The following is a 19,329-nucleotide window of genomic DNA, read 5'->3' as shown; positions in this document are numbered from 1 at the left end:
GACCGACCATGGTCGACGTCGCCCGGCACGCGGGCGTGAGCATCAAGACGGTCTCTCGCGTCGTCAACAACGAGCCCAACGTGCAGCAGCAGCTCATCGACCGGGTGCTGGCGAGCGTGGCGGAGTTGGGTTTCCGGCGCAACCACCTGGCGCGCACGCTGCGGTCGGGACAGTCCACGGCCACGATCGGGCTGATCATCGAAGACCTCGCCAACCCGTTCTACTCCACGATCGCGGCGGTCACGGCCGAGACGGCCGCACAGCACGACACGCTGCTGATCACCGCCAGCTCGGAGGAGGACCCGCAGCGTGAGCAGCAGCTGCTCCGCGATCTCTGCTCGCGCCGGGTCGACGGGCTGCTAATCGTGCCGGCCGGATACGACCACTCGTTCCTGCGGGCCGAGGTCGAGATGGGCACGCCTGTCGTCTTCCTCGACCGGCCCGCGGGCGGCCTGCTCGCCGACACCGTGCTGCTCGACAACCGGGGCGGCGCGCAGGCGGGTGTGCGGCGGCTGCTGGACCACGGGCACCGGCGGATCGGCATCCTGCTCGACTCGGTCGCCGTCTACACCATGCGGGAGCGGGTGGGCGGCGCGCAGGAGGCGCTGGCCGAGGCCGGTATCGCGTACGACGAGCGGCTTGTCGCCGAGGGCGTGCACGATCCGGAGACGGCGGCCGCAGCGGTGGCCGGGATGCTCGGCGCGGACGAGCCGCCGACCGCGTTCTTCAGCCTCAACAACCGGATCACGGTCGGCGTGCTCCAGGAGCTGTGGCGGCGCAAGAGCCAGGTCGAGGTGGTCGGCTTCGACGACTTCGAGCGGTCGTTCCTGATGCCGCAGCGGTTTACGGTGGTTTACCACGACACGCGGCAGCTCGCCCGTACCGCCGCCGATCTGCTCTTCCAACGAATTGCCGGCGAGCGCTCCTGGCCGCGCACTGTCACGCTCCCCACCACACTCGTCGAGCGCGGCCTGTCGTGACGCACTCCGCCGGGGCGGCTCACGGCCGCCCCGGCGAAGCTCTCGCTCTACCTGCGGAAGTGGAACCAGTTCACGTTGACGAAGTCGGCGGGCTGGCCGCTCGCGAACTTCAGGTACACCGTCCGTGTGCCGGTCACGCTCGCGGAGTTGCCGGGGATGGTCCGCCAGCTCTGCCAGCCGCCCGTGTTGGACAGGGCGAAGCTGCCCAGCAGCTGGCCGGTGGGGCTGTCCAGCCGTAGCTCGATCAGGCCGCTGGCGCCGCCGCCGGCACCCGAGGCGACGCGCGCCACGAAGTCGACCGGAGCCGACGAGCCGAAGTTGACGTTGTCGTACCGGGCCCAGTCGCCGTTCGCGATGTGGCTGAGGTTGAGACCGCCCTCGCTGCACGCCTCGGTCTGAAGGCCGCTCTGCGCGTTGAAGGACTCAGCCTCGATCGTCGCGTACGCGTTCCGCCCACCGGTCGGCGGCGGCGTGGTCGTCGGCGGTGGCGTGGTCGGGTTGGTGCCCCGCCCGTCTGGTAAACCGCGACGTAGTCCACCAGCATCGGGACGCCGGAGACCGTGGCCGCGGTCGGCGTCTGCCCACCGGGCACGGCGTTCGGGAAGGCGCCGCCCATCGCCACGTTCAGCAGGATGAAGTAGCCGGCGTGGCTGGTCATGTTCGTCCAGTGCGGCTCGCCGACCTGGGACTGGCTGACGGTGTGGTAGAGCTGGCCGTCCACGTACCAGCGCAGCTGCTGCGGGTTGGTGTCCCACTCGAAGCGGTAGGTGTGGAACGCCGACTGGCAGGAGCTGCCGGGGCAGGCGCGGCTGGTGCCGATGCCGGTGGTCTCGTTGCACGGGCCACCCGGGTTGACTCCACAGTGGAGCACGCCCCAGACCGAGTTGATCCCGTTGACGTTCTCCATGATGTCGAACTCGCCGATCGCCGGCCAGTTCCAGTACTGGCCCCGGTACGGCGCACCGAGCGCCCAGAACGCCGGCCAGTAGCCGGCCGCGCCCGCGCCGGTGATGTTCGGCATCTGGATGCGGCCCTCGATGCGCAGCTCACCGCCGGCCGGGGGCTTGAAGTTGGAGCGCTGTGTCTCGATCCGCGCCGAGGTCCACTGCCCGGAGCCGCTGCGGATCGGAGTGATCACCAGGTTGCCGTTGCCGTCCTGGCGAAGGTTCGACGTGCTGTTGGTGTAGGTCTGGATCTCGCCCGTGCCCCAGTTGGCCGGCCCGCCCGGGTACTGCGTGCCGGTGTCGATGATCCAGTTTGCGGAGGAGGGCAGGGTGTTGGCCGCCCCGGTGAAGTCGTCGCTCCAGACGAGGCTCCAGCCGGACGGGGTGGGTGGCAGCGCGGCGTTGGCGTTCATGGTCACCGCGAGCATGCCGGCGACGACGGTGGAGACCGCCCCGACTGCGATCAGCACGCGGCCGCGCAGTGGTCTGGAGGTGCCCGTGTCTCTCATTTGCTGGCCTCTCTGTGGGGGATGTAGTGGGCCGTGAGAGCGCTCTCACAGAGTTTCACGTCCGAGGCAACAAATTGTCAACACTCATCGATGTCTCAGCGGCGGGACTCGCGCACCAGGGAGAACGGGAGCGTCTCGCGGATCGAGCGGCCGGTCAGCAGCATGATCACGCGGTCGGTAGTGCCTACTATGGGGGTATTTTCGGAAAACGGCGGTGTTTCCGGCGACGAGGGATCTGGGTACATGGCAGCCGTGCAGCTGACGGTGGGCGTGGAAGAGGAGTTCCTCCTCCTGGACGCCGAGAAGAGCCAGGCGGCGCCGGCCGTCGACGCGGTGCTGGCCGAGGTGCCCGGTGACCTGCGTGGACAGGTCGCGCGGGAGTACCTGACCAGCCAGATCGAAATCAACAGCCCGCCCGGGCTCGACCTGCGGGCGCTGCGGCACTCGCTCGGCCTCCTGCGGACCGGCATCGCGGGCGCCGCCGAGCGGGCCGGCGCGCGGGTTGCCGCGATCGGCTGCTGCCCGGTCGCCGGCCCCGAGCCGCCGGTGGTGGACGAGCCGCGGTTCCACCGGATGGTCGAGCGCTTCGGCGCGCTCTCGCCCGGCCCCGGGCTCAACGGGGTGCATGTCCACATCGGAGTCCCCGACCCGCACGTCCGCGTCCAGGTGCTCAACCATTTGCGCCCCTGGCTCCCCCTCCTGCACGCGGCGACGACCAACTCGCCCTTCGCGGACGGACGAGACAGTGGGTACGCGAGCTGGCGCTCGGTGATGTGGGAGCGGTGGCCGTCGGTCGGGCCCACGCCGTACCTGGAGTCGCACGACCACTACGAGGACCTGGTGGCGAGGTTGACCTCCGCCGGCGCGATGCTGGACGAGGCGATGCTGTACTGGTACGCCCGCCTGTCCGCCCGCTACCCCACGGTCGAGCTACGCATCGGCGACGTCTGCCCGACCCTGGACGACACGATCCTGGTGGCCGCGCTGGCCCGTGGGCTGGTAGGCACGGTGCTCGGCGACATCGAGGCCGGCCGCCCGGCACCCCGCATCGACCACCACCTGCTCTCCGCCGCACACTGGCGCGCCGCCCACGACGGCCTGTCCGGCCTCCTGGTCGACCCGGCCGACCAGCGCAGCCGCCCGGCGTGGCACCTCTTCCAGCGCCTCTTCGACACGGTGCGCCCGGAGCTGGAACGCACCGGCGACCTGGAGCTGGTCACCCTCCTCATGGGACGGTTGCGGTCACGCGGGACAGGCGCGTCCCGCCAGCGCGCGGTTTACGCCCGCACAGGCGACATGGCCGCCGTCCTCGACCACCTCACCCTGCCAACGTCCCTCGGCTAGTCATCACGACGGTTGGCAGGTGGGGCACCAGTATGAGTTGCGGCCGGCCAGGCCGGAGCGCTGGATCTCGGTGCCGCAGATCAGGCAGGGCTGGCCGGCGCGGCGGTAGACGTACACCTCGCCGCCGTGGCGGTCGACCCTCGGGGCCCGGCCCATCGCCTCGGGCATGTGCTGGCTGTGCACCGTGTCGATGCGGCCTCGGCTGACGCCTTCCTTCATCAGCTCGCGCAGGTCGAGCCAGAGGTCGCCCCACTGGACCGGCGTCAGCAGGCGGCCGGTCCGGGTCGGTGGGATGCCGGCGCGGAAGAGGACCTCGGAGACGTACACAAGGCCCGGTCCGGCCACAGTGGACTGATCCAGCAGCAGCGCGGCCAGCGGCGTGGTGCTGTGCCGGATCCGGGCGTACGCGGCATCCAGGTCGGCGTCGTCCCGCAGCGGGTCGGCGCCCAAGCGGCCGCGGAGCGCGTCGGGGTCGTCGAGGAGCTCGCAGGCGGCCGGGCCGCGCAGGTCGATCCAGTGGCGCTCGGTCTCCAGCCGCAGCCGCACCTGTCCCACGGGCGGCGGCGTGGGCGCCTCGCCGTCGCTGAAGACGCCGTACAGGCCCAGGTGTACGTGCAGCGTCCGGCCACTCTCGTAGTGGTGGAAGAGGTGCTTGCCGTACGCCTCGGTGTCCGCCAGCACCGCGCCGGAGAGCAGCGCGGCACCGGTCGCGAACCGCCCCTGCGGGCTGGACACGGTCACCCGCCGCCCGGCGAGCAGGGAACGGTGCTGGGCGGCAAGCCGATGGATGGTGTGGCCTTCGGGCACGCCGAAACCTTACCCACCGCTCCGGCGCGCGGCCCTGCATGACTTCTCGCGCATCTGGGTATGCCGATGGGCATCCCCCGCGCGGTGGCCAACCGGAAGTGCGCCGCGCCCGCATGAGGAGGTGCGCTGCGATGCGAATCCCGTCATTGACGCATCGAGGCGAGGCGCAACGAGAAGAGGAAGTTCACGCCCAGGGCAAGGCAGAAGGCCGGGCTGAGGGTCGGGCCGAGACCAAGGCCGAGGAGCGGGCCGTCGGGCGCGCCGCGGGCCGTACGGCGGTCCGCGAGCGGCCGGTGACCGGCGACGGTACGCCGACCGAGCGGCGGGGGCCGGTGGAGCGGGTCGACACGCCCCGCGAGCCGGTGGTCGAGCCGAGCGGACCGCGGCCGCGATCGAGCCTGGTGGCGGCGCTCGCGCTGGTCGTCGGTGTCGTGAGCGCGCTCGCCGTGCTCACCGGCACCCTCGCCGGATACGGCATCGCGGCCGGTGCGGTCACCACGCTGCTCGCGATCGCCGGCATCTTCGCGACCCGCCGCCGGCACGTGGCCGGCCGGTCCGAGGCGATGCTGGCGTTCGTGCTCGGACTTGGTGCGGTCGTCTTCGGCATCCTCGTGGTGACCGACTCGCTGGCCTGGATCAGCCCGGCCAGTGACAAGGTCGGCGAGCTGCGGGAATGGCTCGACGCGCAGACCGTCGACCGGTTCTGAGCGAGGCTTGTGGGGCGGCTCTGCGAGCCGCCCCACAACAGATCCACTATCTATGGCCCGCAATGCGCAACGAATCGCCGCTCGAAGCAAGGTTCATCGGTGGTTACCGAAGCGCGCGTCAAAATAACGTATAGGCATGACGATGGACGCCATGAGCCGGCGATACCTCATGTGCCGGCCGACGTACTTCGCCGTGGAGTACGCGATCAATCCCTGGATGGACCCCAGCGCCCCGGTCGACGCCGACCTCGCGGTGCGGCAGTGGGACGCGCTGCGCGGCATCTACCTCGACCTCGGGCACACCGTCGAGGAGATCGACCCGCTCCCAGGGCTGCCGGACATGGTGTTCGCGGCCAACGGCGCCACCGTGATCGACGGCAAGGTGCTGGCGGTGCAGTTCCGCGACCCGCAGCGGGCCGACGAGGCGCCGGCGTACGCGCACTGGTTCGAGCGGGCCGGCTTTGACGTGCACGAGGCCAAGCACGTCAACGAGGGCGAGGGCGACATGCTGCTCGTCGGCGACATGCTGCTGGCCGGCACCGGCTTCCGCACCATCACCGCCGCACACGACCGCGCGCAGGAGATCTTCGGCCGTCCGACCGTGACGTTGCGGCTTGTCGACCCGCGCTTCTACCACCTCGACACGGCGCTGTGCGTGCTCGACGAGCACACCGTCGCGTACCTCCCGGAGGCCTTCTCGCCCGGCAGCCAGGCGGTGCTGCGGCGACTCTTCCCGGACGCGATCCTGGCGTCGGCGGCGGACGCCGAGGTGCTCGGGCTCAACGCGGTGAGCGACGGGCGGCACGTCGTGCTCCCGGTACAGGCGACCGGCCTGGCAGCCGCACTACGCGACCGCGGGTACGACACAATTGGCGTTGATTTGTCCGAGCTGCGCAAGGCCGGTGGTGGCCCGAAGTGCTGCACGCTGGAGGTACGGTCATGATCGTTGATGATCTTGTACGCACGCCCACCGCGGTCGCCGAGGCCGAGCGGTGGACGGCGCACAACTACCACCCACTGCCGGTGGTCATCTCGTCCGCCGAGGGCGCCTGGGTCACCGACATCGACGGCAAGCGGTACCTCGACTGCCTCGCCGGCTACTCGGCCCTCAACTTCGGCCACCGCCACCCCACGCTGATCGCCGCCGCGCATGCCCAGCTCGACCGGCTCACGCTGACCAGCCGGGCGTTCGTGCACGACCAGTTCGCCACGTTCTGCCGGGAGCTGGCCGAGCTCTGTGGCAAGGATCTTGTGCTGCCGATGAACACCGGCGCCGAGGCCGTCGAGACCGCCATCAAGGTCGCTCGCAAGTGGGGGTACAAGGTCAAGGGCGTCCCCCGCGACAAGGCGACCATCGTGGTGGCGGAGGGCAACTTCCACGGGCGTACCACCACGATCGTCAGCTTCTCCACCGACCCGGACGCGCGCGCCGACTTCGGGCCGTACACGCCGGGCTTCAAGGTCGTCCCCTACGGTGACCTGCCGGCCCTTGCCAAGGCGATCGACGAGACGACCGTGGCCGTGCTGCTCGAGCCGATCCAGGGCGAGCAGGGCGTGATCGCGCCGCCGGACGGCTACCTGCCCGGCGTGCGCGCGCTCTGCGACGACAACAACGTCCTGTTCGTCGCCGACGAGATCCAGTCGGGGCTCGGCCGGACGGGCACGACGTTCGCCTGTGACCACGAGGGCGTGGTCCCGGACATGTACGTGCTGGGCAAGGCCCTCGGCGGCGGCATCGTGCCTGTGTCGGCGGTGGCCGCCAACCAGGACGTGCTGGGCGTGCTGCGGCCGGGCGAGCACGGCTCCACGTTCGGCGGCAACCCGCTGGCCTGCGCGGTCGCCACCGAGGTGGTCGGCCTGCTGAAGACCGGCGAGTACCAGCGCCGCTCGGCCGAGCTGGGCGCGCGGCTGCACGCCGACCTGGGCGCGCTGGTGGGGCACGGCCTGCTCGCGGTGCGCGGGCGTGGCCTGTGGGCCGGCATCGACATCGACCCGGCCCTGATGACCGGGCGGGCGGCGTGCGAGCGCCTGGCCGAGCGGGGCGTGCTGGCCAAGGACACGCACGGCTCCACGATCCGCCTCGCGCCGCCGCTGGTGGTCGAGCCGGCCGAGCTCACCTGGGCCGTCGAGCAGCTGGCCGCGATCCTCTGAGCCGACGGTCAAAGACAGAGATCCGGGCTACCGCGATGTCCGCGGTGGTCCGGACCGCTGCTCCCGCGGCCTCACCCTCCGCGGTTGGGCAAGCTCGCTCGGTTTGTCTTGATCGACGCTACGACGGGCCGCTGTCTGGCAGATCGTGGTACTTAGCTGCCGCTGGAGCGGCAGTTAAATACCACGATCTCTCGCGTGTTCAGGCCGTGGGATGGCCGGTGAGGCTGTTGCGGCCCGCGTAGACGGCGCGTTCGCCCAGTTCCTCCTCGATCCGTAGGAGCTGGTTGTACTTGGCGGTGCGGTCGCTGCGTGACAGGGAACCGGTCTTGATCTGCCCGCAGCCGGTCGCCACGGCCAGGTCGGCGATGGTGGTGTCCTCGGTCTCGCCGGAGCGGTGGGACATGACCGCGCTGTAGCCGGCCTGCCGCGCGACCCGCATCGTGGTCAGCATCTCGGTCAGGGTGCCGACCTGGTTGACCTTGACCAGGATCGAGTTGGCGATGCCCCGGCTGATGCCGTCGTGCAGCAGGTCGGCGTTGGTGCAGAAGACGTCGTCGCCGACCAGCTGGCAGCGGTCGCCGAGCCGGTCGGTGAGGGCTTTCCAGCCTTCGAAGTCGTCCTGGGCGGCGCCGTCCTCGATCGACACGATCGGGTACGTCTCGGCCAGCTCCGCCAGGTAGTCGACGTGCTCGGCCACAGTCCGCACCCGGTCCTCGCCCCGGTAGTGGTAGGCGCCGTCGCGATAGAACTCCGAGGCGGCCGGATCCAGCGCGATCGCGATGTCCACGCCCGGGGTGTAGCCGCTGTCGCTGATCGCGGTGCTGATGAAGGCGAGGGCTTCGTGCGCCGTACGCAGGTGCGGCGCGAAGCCGCCTTCGTCGCCGACGCTGGTGTGCTGGCCGGCGGCCTGGAGCGCGGACCGCAAAGTGTGGAACACCTCCGAACCCACCCGGACCGCTTCGGCGAAGCTGGCCGCGCCGATCGGAGCGATCATGAACTCCTGGAAGTCGAGCGGATTGTCGGCGTGAGCGCCGCCGTTGACGATGTTCATCAGCGGCAGCGGCAGGCTGACGGCATCAGGGCCGCCGAGGTAGCGATACAACGGCTGCCCGGCGGAGACCGCGGCGGCCTTGACGACCGCCAGTGAGACGCCCAGGGTCGCGTTAGCGCCCAGGCGAGACTTGTTGGCGGTGCCATCCAGCTCGATCAGCACCCGGTCCACGGCGGCCTGGTCGCGGCCGTCCAGGCCGGCCACCGCGTCGGCGATCTCGCCGAGCACGGCGCCGACCGCGCGGCGTACGCCCTTGCCGTGGTAGCGGCTGGTGTCGCCGTCGCGCAGTTCGACAGCTTCGGCGGTGCCGGTGGAGGCCCCGGACGGGACGGCGGCCCGTCCCAGCGAGCCGTCGTCGAGCAGCACGTCGACCTCGACGGTCGGGTTGCCGCGGCTGTCCAGGATCTCTCGGGCGTGGACGGTGTCGATGGCGGTCATCTGGCTCCTCGGCTCGGGATGGTCGGTGAGCCAGCGCAGCACCTGCTCGGCGTGCAGGGCCGGCTCGGTCACCGGGTGGAAGACGTGCTCGACCACGCCGTCGGTCACGATGAGCGTCAGCCGCCGGTAGTACGACGTCCCGTCGGCCTGGAACGTCGGCAGCCGAAGCGCGGCGGCCAGGCTCATGCGGGGGTCGGCCAGCAGCGGGTACGGCAGCCGCAGCCGGTGGGCAAGCTCCCGCTGGTAGCCGGTCGGCTGGGCCGACAGCCCGTAGACCTGGTCGCAGCCGCTGGCCAGCAGCTCGGAGTGCAAGTCCCGAAATCCGCACGCTGCCACGGTGCAGCCCCGGGCGCCGGGTAGGTCGTCCCAGCCGGCCGGCATGGCGACACCGGGTCTGCTGCTCAGCGAGTACAGAAACAGCACCGTGCGGCGTCCCTCGAACCTTGCCGGTCCGACCACGGTGCCGTCGGTGGCTCGGAAGGTAAGCCCAGGCATGAGCGCACCGACGAGGCCCAGCGAATTGGTGGACCCGAGGGTCCGGCTGGCCGTGGGCGGGACGGCCGGCCCAGCGGTCGCGTCCACCAGCGACAGCAGGGCGTCGCGCTGGTCGGTCAGGCGCTCGATGCGCTGCTCCAGGCCGGCGATCGCCCGCCGGTAGGTGCTCAGCGCGGCCGGATTACCGTCACCGTCGATCATGGATTCGATGAACGGCCTGGTCTCCTCGACGCTGAACCCGAGCGTCATCAGGGTCCGGATCTGCTCGACCAGACGCACGGCTATCGGGTCGTACTCCCGGTAGCCGTTGCCCAGCCGGCGGGGGACCACCAGTCCGGCCGCCTCGTAGTAGCGCAGTGCCCGGACCGTGGTCCCGGTCCGGTGTGCCAGCTCACCGACTCGCATGTCACGACCGTAAACCTGCACCTATGGGTACAGGTCAAGCGCGCGAGGTGGCCTGCGCGTTCCGCGGGTTTGGTTGTGAAGCGCGGAGGGTGAGGCCGCGGGAGCAGCGGTCCGGACCACCGCGGACATCGCGGTAGCTCGAATCTTTGTCTTGGACCGTCAGCGCTCGAGGATGCGCATGGAGAGCGTCGGGGCTTCGGCCATGACCGACACGGAGTTGAGCGGGGCCGCGGAGGTCAGTGTCTTGGCCTTGCCGACGTGCACGCCCGGATAGAGCTCGATCAGGTCGCCGGGTGCCAGCACGCGCGTCTGGCGCTTGAGGATCATGCGCTCGGCCTCGTCCATCGAGCCGCCGGGCCGGACGCCCGTGCCGTTGGTGCTGACGTCCTGGGCGACGACCTCGTTGCCGCGCATCTCGAAGCGGACGTGGTTGCGGCTGATCCACCGCCGCGCCTCCTCGGTCAGCCACTGGCCGAGCATGATGCCGTCCTTGTCCGGCGCGCGGCCGACCACGACCGGGGTGTCCTCGGCCACCACGAAGCGGCGGCGGATCACGCCACCGACCCGCACGGCCAGCGCCTCCGCGGGCGGGCGGGGGCCGATGTCGCTGAGCGGATTGCTGTGCCGAGGGCAGGTCGGCGAGCCGGTGTGCAGCGTGGGCGGGGGCTGGCCGCCGGCCCGGCGCTCGGGCGCGAGGTCGGCGAAGGCGCCACCTCCGCCGCCGAAATTGGCGCAGTTGGACTCCGGGCAGCGCCACAGCCGGGCGAGGATCTTGGCGCCGACCGGATCGGGCGAGCCGATCGAGGGCACTGCGCCGCCGCCGACCTGGGCGACAAGCGTCGCGCCGGTCTTGCCGGACACCGGGGCCATCAGCCGGCCCGCCTGGCCGGCCAGCCAGCCATACCGCTCGCGGACCCCTTCGAACCGCATGCGGCTCAGCACCGGCAGCCCCAGCAGGTCGGCGACCTCCAGCACCCGGTCGCCCACCGTCGGCAGCACCTCGACGAGCCCGTCGTCGGCCCAGCGGCGGACCACCATCCGCTCGTTGGACGTCAGGTCGGCGTCGGAGAGCAGGCCGCGGTGGACCACCGCATACACAGCCGCGTTGTCCTCGGCTAGCTGCGTGGCGAGCGCGTCGACCACCAGCCCCAGCCGCAGCAGGCTGGCCGGGCGGCCGCCGTCGAGGTCGGCGTACCGCACCACCTCGGCGAGGTCGACCACGGCCCGGGCCAGCGCGGGGTCGGTGGTGAGGCGCTGCTCGATGGCGTCGAGCACCTTGCTGACTTCGAACCTCACGCCGACATCCTGCCTGATCGCGGCCGTCTACCGCGATCCGCTGCGGGAACGCGAGCAGGTCAGGACTGGTTTGCCACGATTTCGTCGATCCGCCTGGCCAGCTCGTAGTCGCGGTCGGTGACCTTGCCGGCCGAGTGCGTGCTACAGCGAAATGTCAGCGTCCGCCACCGGATGTCGATATCCGGGTGATGGTTCATCTCCTCGGCGACCACCGCGACCCGGTCGACGACCGCGATCGCGTCCATGAAACCGGGCAGCTCGGCGGTCCGCGTGATTTCGGTCTCGTCGCCGCTCCAGGCCGGCAGGTCGGCCAGGGTCATGACAGCTCCTCTCGATGATGGGCCACCGCTTCGTGGTGGTCATGGCCGCCGACCGGCGCCGGGTCCGCGTGCACGATCGCTGACCCCAGCCGCGGTACGGCGTGCAGCAGGCTGTGCTCGGCCTCCACCGCGACCGCGTGTGCCTGTACGACGGTGAGTGAGGGGTCGACCACGATGTCGCACTCGGCGCGCATCCGGTGCCCGATCCAGCGGACCCGTACCGTACCGACGGCGAGCACGCCCTCGGTGTGCTCCAGCGCGTGCTCCACCGCGTCGACAAGCTCGGGGTCGACGGCGTCCATCAGCCGCCGGTACACCTGGCGGGCCGCCCCGGCGAGCACGACAAGGATGGCCGCGGTGATCAAGAGGCCGACCACCGGGTCCGCCCACCGCCAGCCGAGCGCGAGGCCGCCGGCACTGGCCAGCACCCCGAGCGAGGTGAAGCCGTCGGTGCGGGCGTGCAGCCCGTCGGCGACAAGCGCGGCCGAGCCGATGCGGCGGCCGACGCGGATCCGGTACTGCGCGACGATCTCGTTGCCGGCGAACCCGAGCACACCGGCCAGCGCCACCGCGGGCAGGTAGTCGACGTCGGCCGGGTGGAACAGGCGGCGTACCGCCTCGACGCCGGCGACCACCGCGGAAGCCGCGATGAACACGACGATCACGATGCCGGCCAGGTCTTCGGCGCGGCCGAAGCCGTACGTGTACCGCCGGGTGGGAGCCCGCCGCCCGACCGCGAACGCGATCGCCAGCGGTACCGCGGTCAGCGCGTCGGCGAGGTTGTGCAGTGTGTCGCCGAGCAGGGCCACCGAACCGGACAAGGCGACGATGACGGCCTGAAGCAACGCGGTGACGCCGAGCACCGCGAGCGAGATCCACACCGCCCGGGTGCCCTCGCGGCTGCTCTCGAGCTCGGTGTCAACCTGGTCCGCGGTGTCGTGCGAGTGCGGCCGGACGGCGTGGACCACCCGCTGCCACCAACCACCGCCACGGTGCTCATGACCGTGGTCGTGGTCGTGACCATGCGGGTGGTCATGCGACATGGCGTCCATCCTGCCGCACCGCCGGCCGCCTCGCCTGCGTGATCAGTCGCTCAGCGCGGTGGGTTACCCGCGTCGTGCAGGTGCCGCAACGCCTGGCTGTACGAGTCGATCAAGCCGGTCGCCTCGTACGCGATGCCCTGCTCCGCGCAGTACGCCTCCACGATCGGCTGGGCCTTTCGCAGATTGGGCCGGGCCATGCTCGGGAAGAGGTGGTGCTCGATCTGGTAGTTGAGCCCGCCCAGCGCGAAGTCGACGAACTTCCCGCCCCGCACGTTGCGCGACGTGAGCACCTGCTTGCGCAGGAAGTCGACGTCGTCCTCGGCGGTGAGCATCGGCATGCCCTTGTGGTTGGGCGCGAACGAGCATCCCATGTAGACACCCCACAGTCCTTGATGGACGGCGATGAACAGCAGCGCCAGTCCGGGCGAGAGGACCGTGAAGACCACTGCGAGGTACGCGACCACGTGCACGCCGAGGAGCACCGCCTCCAGCCGCCGGTACCGCATGGGAGCGCTCTTCAGCGCGCGGAAGCTCGCGGCGTGCAGGTTGAGCCCTTCGAGCGTGAGCAGTGGGAAGAAGAGGTACGCCTGCCACCGGGCCAGCCAGCGGCCGAGACCGCCGGTGCGCGCCAACGCCTGCTCCCGCGTCCAGGCAAGAGCGCCGGGGGCGACGTCCGGGTCCTCGTCCTCGTGGTTGGGGTTGGCGTGGTGGCGGGTGTGCTTGTCCATCCACCAGCCGTAGCTGAGGCCGATGGCCAGATTGCCCGCGACGAGCCCGAAGACCTCACTGGGACGCCGGGTGCGGAACATCTGACGGTGCCCCGCGTCGTGACCGAGGAACGCGACCTGCGTGGTGGCCACGGCGAGGAACACCGCTACCAGCAACTGCCACCATGAGTTGCCGACGACGAAGAAGGCGACCCATCCCCCGATGAACAGCGCGCTGGTGAAGGCGATCTTCGCCGCGTACCACCATGGCCGGCGTGCCATCAGACCCGCCTCGTTGACCCGCTTCGACAACTGCGCGAAGTCACTGCCTCGTTTTCGAGCAGGCTCCGCCAACACACCGACCGGCACTACCTCTCCTCCCCTTGTAGGGCTTTCGCCCCGACGGGGTCGGCGAGGCGCCATGCAGACAAGTCTCCGCATTGTGCCTGGGGTGAGAAACCCTGGGAACCCCGGAGGTGGGGTAGGGGTAACGCTACCCCGAAGCGTCAGTGACGAGTTTGGTCGTAAACCCAGGCGTGGTAGGCGGGATTGCCGCTAGCGACCGTGCTCACCAGGATCTCCGGTACGTCGTACGGATGTGCCACGCGCACGTGGTCGACGAGCGCGTCGAGGCGATCCGGCGCCGTTTTGAACTGGACCGGCCACTCCTGAGCGGTTTCCACCCGGCCGTCCCACCAGTACGTGCTGTCCACCGGGCCACCGACTCTCGCGGAGGCCGCGAGGCGCCCGGCGACGGCCGAAGCGGCGAGGACGTCTGCGACCGAGCGCGCGTCGACGACCGTCGTTACCAGACAGATCTGCTCCACGGGCCGACACCATACGCGAGGCGCGTTACACGCGATACGTTTCGATCCACCTGTCGATCCGGGCCCACCAGTCGTACAGCCACGCGATCCGCTCCTCGCGGTCCTTCGGCACGTCCTCGGGTGGCACCGACCAGAAGCGCATGACCAGGCGTTTGTCCATCGGCAGCTCACGCCATATATCGGCAACCGTCAGCAAGCGGTCGAGCCCGGTGTGTGCTACGAAGATCACCCCAGCGTCGGGTGCCGCATCGAGGGCGGCGAGCATCCCGCCGGGCTTCGGCGCGAGCACGTTTCGCATGCGCTCGGCACGGACCGCCATCTCCTCGTGCCCGTCGGCGCGCAGCCGCTCGATGGCCCGGATGCGGCGGCGTGGGGTGAAGTTGCCTCCTTCCGGGAAGATGACCAGTACGTCGTTGTCGTCCAGCCCAGTGGCCAGATGGCCGATCTGTGCCTCGATGGAGTCGCCTGTCGCATGCCCCGGCGCGATGAAGCGGTTGGGCAGCCGGTTGAGCATCACGTCGATGGCCGGGTCCCACTGGAGCGTGTCTTTGAGGACGATCCGCGGCTCCCGGGCGTACCAGTTGACGAGGGCCTGAATGAGGATGAATGAATCACCAGGTCCGGCGTGCCGGCACAGCACCACCTCGGGCCTGCCGGGCGCGGCTGTGTCCGGGTCGGTACCGGCCACGTCGATGCGGAGCCGCAGCGCCCACTGCCCCTGCCAGAAGAGCGCGCGCAGGAAGCGGCCGGTCAGCACGTAGTGCGCCCGCTGGAAGACCGGCGAGCGCACCTTCCACCCGAAGCCGGAGGCCAGCCACAGCGCGAAGAGCGTGACAAGCGCGGCCGCGTCCCACACCAGGTACACGACGCCGATCCACAAGAGACGGAGCAGTCGCAGGCGGCCGGGCACCAGCGGGGAGGCGACCGCGCCGAGCAGTAGCCACAGTGGAATCGTCGTCACCATGAACAGGGCGAGCGCTACCACCAGCGGCCCGAGTACGATCCGGCGCACCCAGCGGGGTGGGAGTGGCATCAGCTACTCTCCACATAGGACTCAAGGTAGCGGCGGGACGCCGTGTACGCCCGGCTGATCCGGCGCCCGACTGCGGCCCGGTCGCGGTAGGCCCACGGGGTGTCGTCGCGCGACTCCCCGCCCCCGGTGGGCAGCACGTGCACGTCGACCTCGTCGGGCAGGCCGGCCATCTCGCGGGCGAAGCGGTGCCGCCGCGCGATCTCGAACGCGACCTGCGCCACCTCCCACGGCCGGCGCGGTGGGCTAAGCGGCCGCTCGATGCGCCCGACCTGGAGCACGAAGATCTGCTTGGCCCCGGCCGCCACCGCCTCGCCGACCGGGATGGAGTTGACGATGCCGCCGTCGACGAAGTGCTCACCGTCGATCTCGGCGGGCGGCAGCAGCCCGGGTACCGCCGAGGAGGCGAGCACCGCGTCCACCACCGGCCCACTCTCGAACCAGTGCTCGGCGGCCCGCTCGATGCTCGCCGCGCAGCACCGGAACGGCACTTTCAGATCGTCGAAGCGGGTCCCCTCGCCGAGCTCGCGCTCCAGCAGCCGGCGCAGCGGGCGGGGCGAGTGCAGGTGGGTACGGGCGGCGAAGCGGCGCAGCTGGCGGGCGACCGAGTCGCCATACACCTCGTCGGCCTCCGGCGACGCCCACAGGCTGACGAGGCGGTCGGTGACCGACTCGGCGGGTTCGGCGGCCACGAGCACACCATTCACCGCGCCGATGGAGGTACCGAGCACGAGATCTGGACGGATGCCGGCCCGAAACAGGGCGCGGAGCATGCCGACCTCGACCGCCCCGAGGACCCCGCCACCGCCGAGCACGAACGCCACCGGGCCGCTGACCATGCCGTTCATCGTGGCACGCCCGACCACCCGCGCGCTTCACGCACGCGGGACGCCACACGTGGTAACTGTCTGTCTGTCCGGACACGCCGTTGACAGCGCGACTGGATTCACGGAGCCTGATACGACCTCCCAGCCTGAGGCAGGTGCGACACGATGGCAACGCCGCAGATGACGGCACCCTTGCAGCCTGGTGGTCTGCTAGCCCGGCGCTATCGTCTGATCGACAACATCGGCGCGGGTGGCATGTCGCTCATCTGGCGCGCCCGGGACGAGGTGCTTGACCGGGTCGTCGCCGTCAAGGTGCTCGCGCCGTCGCTGGCGGCGGACGTCAAGTTTCGCGACATGGTGCGCGAGGAGGCCCGGGCGGCCGCCCAGCTCGTGCACCCGCACGTGACCTCGGTCCACGACTACGGCGAGGAGATCGCACCGGACGGCGCGGTCACCGCCTTCGTGGTTATGGAGCTGCTCTCCGGCGAGGAGCTGGAGACGCGGCTGACCGAGGGGCCGCTGCCGTGGACGGAGGCGGTCGAGATCTGCGCGCAGGTGGCCGAGGCGCTCGCCGCCGCGCACCGCCTCGGCATCGTCCACCGCGACGTCACGCCGGCCAACATCATGATGACCTCGGTCGGCGCGAAGGTGCTCGACTTCGGCATCGCCACGCACATCGGCGCACCAGACGAGGACGAAGAGGGCGAAACGTTCGGTACCCCGGCGTATGTGGCGCCCGAGCGGCTGGACGGTACGCCCGCGCAGCCGGCCACCGACACGTACTGCCTCGGCGTGCTGCTCTTCGAGACGCTGACCGGGCACCCGCCGTACCCGGCCGAGACGTGGGAGGACCTCACCCGCGCGCTGGAGGATCCCGAGGTGCCCCGGCTTGCCGGTGTGCCAGGGCTGCCGCAGGCGGTGGCCGACATCTGCTTCAGGTGCCTGGCCCGCAACCCGCGCGACCGGCCCACCGCGCGCCAGGTCGGCGAGGTCCTGCGCGACCAGCTGCTCCCCGCCGACCTACAGGCCGCCACGATGCTGTCGCCGACGGTCACACTGCCGACGGTCCAGGGTCCTCAGCCGCCGCCCCCGGAGGTGAAGCTGCCGTCCGAGGTGGCACCCGAGTGGGCCCCCGCGCACCGGCGCTCCCGCCGCACCCGGCTCGCGCTGACGGTGGGCGCCGCCTCGGTCGCGCTCGCGGCAGCCGTACTCCTGGGAATGTCGCTGAATGACCCGGCGCCACCGCCCAGCGGGGCCGCGCACCCGACGGCGCCGCAGCCTCCCGCTGCCACCCCTTCCTCAGAGGCCGGGCCGATCGCGCCGCCGGCCTCGGCACCGGCACCGGCGACGACTCCCCAGCGCCCGGCGTCGGTGCGCGAGGTGATCTCGGAGATCGGCCAGCTCATCGACGACGGCGTCGCCGCCGGTGCCATCCGGGTGGATGTTGGCCAGGACCTCGACAACCTCGTGCACAACCTGGAGTCGAAGCTGGCCACCGGCCCAGTGGACCTCACCGAACCGGTGGCCGAGCTCCGCACCAAGGTCACCCGCCGCGTGTTGGAGGGCTCGATCGACCGCGAGTACGGTGACGCGCTCGACGCCTCGCTGGCCCGCCTGGCGACGGCCGCCTAGAGACCTTCAACAGCGGATATGCCCCCGTGCGCGTCACTTGCGGACCGTATGCTCCCGCGGGCCGCCGGGCCCGCGGGACAAGACCCTCGGGCGTCGCGAAGCGACGCCTCAACCAACAGCGGACGGGTGAGGCCGCGGGAGCAACGGTCCGGACCACGATGGACATCGCGGTAGCTCAAAGTGTCTTGAATTTAAATCAGGGCAGGGAGTTCAGGAACGGGCGGTGGCTGTTGCGGAACTCCCATCCGTAGAAGCGGTCCCAGTTGATGCTCCAGGTCATCAGGCCCCGGAAGTTGGGGTTGGTACCGCTGCGCGGGGTGTACGAGCCGCAGCTCTGCCCGCGCACCAGGCAGTTGACCGCCTGCTGCACGCCGGCCGGTGCGACGTACCCGTTGCCGGCGCTCGTCGCCGCCGGTGTACCGAACGCGACCTGGTCCTCGCGGAGAGCCGGGAAGACGTTGGCCGTGTTACCGGCGACCGGGAAGCCGGCCAGCAGCATGTCGGTCATCGCGATGTGGAAGTCGGCGCCGCCCATCGTGTGGTACTGGTTGTCCAGCCCCATGATCGGCCCCGAGTTGTAGTCCTGGACGTGCAGCACGGTGATGTCGTTGCGCATCGCGTAGATCACCGGCAGGTACGAGCCGGCGCGCGGGTCCTGCCCACCCCACGGCCCGGAGCCGTAGAACTGGTAGCCGAGCTGCACGAAGAACGTCTCCGGCGCCATGGTGAGGACGAAGCCGGCGCCGTACCGCTGCTTGAGCGTGCGCAGCGCGGAGATGAGGTTGACGATCACCGGCGTGGTCGGGTTGCGGAAGTCGGTGTCGCCGGTGTTGAGCGACAGCGAGTGGCCCTCGAAGTCGATGTCGAGCCCGTTGAGGCCGTACCGGTCGATGATCGCGCTGACCGAGCTCACGAACGCGTCCCGCGCGGCCGTGGTGGTGAGCTGGACCTGGCCGTTCTGGCCGCCGATCGAGATGAGCACCTTCTTGCCCTGCTGCTGCTTGGCCCGGATGGCCGCGATGAACTCGGCCTCCGACTCCACGCCGGGGCATTCGGTGGCCGGGCAGAGCCGGAAGCGGATGTCGCCCGAGGTGACGCTCGTCGGCTCGCCGAACGCGAGGTTGATGATGTCCCAGTCGGCGGGTACGTCGGCCATGCGCAGGTACCCGGAGCCGTTGGCGAAGCTGGAGTGCAGGTAGCCGATCAGCGCGTGCTTCGGCAGCCCCGTGTTGGGCGGCGGGGTGGTGGGCGGTTGGGTCGTGGGCGGTGCCGTGGTCGGCGGCCGCGTGGTCGGCGGAGCGGTCGTGGGCGGCGCGGTCGTCGGCGGCCGGGTGGTCGGCGGTGCGGTCGTCGGCGGGGTGCCTCCACCGCAGGACTGGCCGTTCAACGTGCAGTTGAGCGGCGAGCCGGAACCGTTGCCGAGGAAGCCGAACGAGGTCGACTGTCCAGGCGCGAGCGTGCCGTTCCACGACCGGTTCGTGAACGTGTACCGCTGACCGGACGACGTCATCAACGCGTCCCAGTACGTGCCGACGGTCGTACCAGCCGGCAGATCGAAGACCACCGTCCACGACGTGATCGTCGAGGTGCCCCCGTTCGTGATCGTGTACTTGCCCTCCCAACCGGAGCCCCAGTCGGAGGTTTTCGTGAAGACAGCGGTAGGTGTGGCCGCCGACGCCGCGGGGGCCAGCCAGATCGCGGCCGTCGCGGCGAGGACGCCCGCGGCCAGGGCGGTGATGAGGGTACGGGTGCGGGTCACTACGGCCTCCCATCGAAGGATGGCCAATTATTAAGACTCTTAACAGTTTTTGTAAAG

The 19,329-nt window shown here is 70.6% G+C and carries 16 protein-coding genes and 2 pseudogenes; 6 read left to right on the top strand and 12 right to left on the bottom strand.

The features are described from left to right. The first annotated feature begins 8 nt into the window (after window positions 1-8). Window positions 9-980, top strand: a complete 972-nt coding sequence (locus tag Pflav_RS38540; protein WP_173042877.1) for a LacI family DNA-binding transcriptional regulator — start codon at window positions 9-11, stop codon at window positions 978-980. A 47-nt stretch (window positions 981-1,027) separates the two neighbouring features. Here the strand turns inward: Pflav_RS38540 and Pflav_RS38535 are convergent. Beyond that, a pseudogene (locus Pflav_RS38535) lies at window positions 1,028-2,352 on the bottom strand (carbohydrate-binding protein). Window positions 2,353-2,676: 324 nt separating this feature from the next. On the opposite strand from Pflav_RS38535, the gene Pflav_RS38530 reads away from it, so the two are divergent. Next, a complete protein-coding gene (locus Pflav_RS38530) occupies window positions 2,677-3,777 on the top strand; it encodes a carboxylate-amine ligase (protein ID WP_173041513.1) in 1,101 nt (366 codons plus the stop codon). A 3-nt stretch (window positions 3,778-3,780) separates the two neighbouring features. On the opposite strand, the gene Pflav_RS38525 is transcribed toward Pflav_RS38530, so the two are convergent. Next, a complete protein-coding gene (locus Pflav_RS38525; RefSeq protein ID WP_173041512.1) occupies window positions 3,781-4,584 on the bottom strand; it encodes an Fpg/Nei family DNA glycosylase in 804 nt (267 codons plus the stop codon). 131 nt (window positions 4,585-4,715) lie between these two features. Here Pflav_RS38525 and Pflav_RS38520 point away from each other — a divergent pair, with 131 nt between their 5' ends. From Pflav_RS38520 to rocD, 3 genes are all read left to right on the top strand, one after another. Beyond that, a complete protein-coding gene (locus Pflav_RS38520; protein ID WP_173041511.1) occupies window positions 4,716-5,291 on the top strand; it encodes a hypothetical protein in 576 nt (191 codons plus the stop codon). A 142-nt stretch (window positions 5,292-5,433) separates the two neighbouring features. Next, window positions 5,434-6,234: a dimethylargininase gene (gene ddaH, locus Pflav_RS38515; RefSeq protein ID WP_173042876.1), complete on the top strand. Its 801-nt coding sequence runs from the start codon at window positions 5,434-5,436 to the stop codon at window positions 6,232-6,234. Further along, window positions 6,231-7,442: an ornithine--oxo-acid transaminase gene (gene rocD, locus Pflav_RS38510; RefSeq protein ID WP_173041510.1), complete on the top strand. Its 1,212-nt coding sequence runs from the start codon at window positions 6,231-6,233 to the stop codon at window positions 7,440-7,442. Before ddaH ends, rocD begins: the two co-directional genes overlap by 4 nt. Window positions 7,443-7,641: 199 nt before the next feature. Here rocD and eno read toward each other — a convergent pair whose 3' ends face one another. From eno to Pflav_RS38465, 9 genes and pseudogenes are all read right to left on the bottom strand, one after another. Beyond that, complete coding sequence (gene eno / locus Pflav_RS44330) at window positions 7,642-8,931, bottom strand: phosphopyruvate hydratase (RefSeq protein ID WP_173042875.1); 1,290 nt, start codon at window positions 8,929-8,931, stop codon at window positions 7,642-7,644. A 75-nt stretch (window positions 8,932-9,006) separates the two neighbouring features. After that, window positions 9,007-9,831, bottom strand: a pseudogene (locus tag Pflav_RS44325) (MerR family transcriptional regulator); the annotation flags it as partial. 159 nt (window positions 9,832-9,990) lie between these two features. Next, window positions 9,991-11,127 carry an FHA domain-containing protein gene (locus Pflav_RS38495; protein ID WP_173041509.1) on the bottom strand — a complete coding sequence of 379 codons (1,137 nt, stop codon included), beginning with the start codon at window positions 11,125-11,127 and terminating at the stop codon, window positions 9,991-9,993. 59 nt (window positions 11,128-11,186) lie between these two features. Then, the gene (locus Pflav_RS38490; RefSeq protein ID WP_173041508.1) at window positions 11,187-11,447 is read right to left on the bottom strand and encodes a 4a-hydroxytetrahydrobiopterin dehydratase; all 261 of its coding nucleotides are present in this window, start codon (window positions 11,445-11,447) and stop codon (window positions 11,187-11,189) included. Continuing rightward, a complete protein-coding gene (locus tag Pflav_RS38485; RefSeq protein ID WP_173041507.1) occupies window positions 11,444-12,490 on the bottom strand; it encodes a cation diffusion facilitator family transporter in 1,047 nt (348 codons plus the stop codon). The genes Pflav_RS38490 and Pflav_RS38485 overlap by 4 nt, the downstream gene beginning before the upstream one ends. Window positions 12,491-12,540: 50 nt before the next feature. Then, complete coding sequence (locus Pflav_RS38480; RefSeq protein WP_232072407.1) at window positions 12,541-13,566, bottom strand: fatty acid desaturase family protein; 1,026 nt, start codon at window positions 13,564-13,566, stop codon at window positions 12,541-12,543. 137 nt (window positions 13,567-13,703) lie between these two features. Continuing rightward, a complete protein-coding gene (gene cutA / locus Pflav_RS38475; protein ID WP_173041505.1) occupies window positions 13,704-14,024 on the bottom strand; it encodes a divalent-cation tolerance protein CutA in 321 nt (106 codons plus the stop codon). A 25-nt stretch (window positions 14,025-14,049) separates the two neighbouring features. Then, entirely contained in the window at window positions 14,050-15,057 is a 1,008-nt protein-coding gene (locus tag Pflav_RS38470; protein WP_173041504.1) for a 1-acyl-sn-glycerol-3-phosphate acyltransferase, read from the bottom strand. Further along, window positions 15,057-15,893, bottom strand: a complete 837-nt coding sequence (locus Pflav_RS38465) for a patatin-like phospholipase family protein (RefSeq protein WP_173042874.1) — start codon at window positions 15,891-15,893, stop codon at window positions 15,057-15,059. The genes Pflav_RS38470 and Pflav_RS38465 overlap by 1 nt, the downstream gene beginning before the upstream one ends. A 153-nt stretch (window positions 15,894-16,046) precedes the next feature. Between Pflav_RS38465 and Pflav_RS38460 the strand changes: the two genes are divergently transcribed. After that, on the top strand, window positions 16,047-17,513 hold the full coding sequence (locus tag Pflav_RS38460; protein ID WP_232072405.1) for a serine/threonine-protein kinase: 1,467 nt from the start codon (window positions 16,047-16,049) through the stop codon (window positions 17,511-17,513). 196 nt (window positions 17,514-17,709) lie between these two features. Here Pflav_RS38460 and Pflav_RS38455 read toward each other — a convergent pair whose 3' ends face one another. Beyond that, a complete protein-coding gene (locus Pflav_RS38455) occupies window positions 17,710-19,272 on the bottom strand; it encodes a chitinase (protein WP_197938845.1) in 1,563 nt (520 codons plus the stop codon). Window positions 19,273-19,329: the final 57 nt, after the last annotated feature.

Source organism: Phytohabitans flavus, assembly GCF_011764545.1.
GTDB lineage: Bacteria > Actinomycetota > Actinomycetes > Mycobacteriales > Micromonosporaceae > Phytohabitans > Phytohabitans flavus.
Note: the sequence above shows the minus strand (reverse complement) of the source record. Positions and strands in the feature narration are given on the sequence as shown.

What these genes read in the sequence shown, in the direction of transcription:
- Pflav_RS38465 (WP_173042874.1), bottom strand. Translation starts at nt 15,893, where the DNA reads ATGGTCAGCGGCCCGGTGGCGTTCGTGCTCGGCGGTGGCGGGGTCCTC.
- Pflav_RS38470 (WP_173041504.1), bottom strand. Translation starts at nt 15,057, where the DNA reads ATGCCACTCCCACCCCGCTGGGTGCGCCGGATCGTACTCGGGCCGCTG.
- Pflav_RS38490 (WP_173041508.1), bottom strand. Translation starts at nt 11,447, where the DNA reads ATGACCCTGGCCGACCTGCCGGCCTGGAGCGGCGACGAGACCGAAATC.
- Pflav_RS38460 (WP_232072405.1), top strand. Translation starts at nt 16,047, where the DNA reads ATGGCAACGCCGCAGATGACGGCACCCTTGCAGCCTGGTGGTCTGCTA.
- rocD (WP_173041510.1), top strand. Translation starts at nt 6,231, where the DNA reads ATGATCGTTGATGATCTTGTACGCACGCCCACCGCGGTCGCCGAGGCC.
- eno (WP_173042875.1), bottom strand. Translation starts at nt 8,931, where the DNA reads ATGACCGCCATCGACACCGTCCACGCCCGAGAGATCCTGGACAGCCGC.
- Pflav_RS38520 (WP_173041511.1), top strand. Translation starts at nt 4,716, where the DNA reads ATGCGAATCCCGTCATTGACGCATCGAGGCGAGGCGCAACGAGAAGAG.
- ddaH (WP_173042876.1), top strand. Translation starts at nt 5,434, where the DNA reads ATGGACGCCATGAGCCGGCGATACCTCATGTGCCGGCCGACGTACTTC.
- Pflav_RS38530 (WP_173041513.1), top strand. Translation starts at nt 2,677, where the DNA reads ATGGCAGCCGTGCAGCTGACGGTGGGCGTGGAAGAGGAGTTCCTCCTC.
- Pflav_RS38485 (WP_173041507.1), bottom strand. Translation starts at nt 12,490, where the DNA reads ATGTCGCATGACCACCCGCATGGTCACGACCACGACCACGGTCATGAG.
- Pflav_RS38540 (WP_173042877.1), top strand. Translation starts at nt 9, where the DNA reads ATGGTCGACGTCGCCCGGCACGCGGGCGTGAGCATCAAGACGGTCTCT.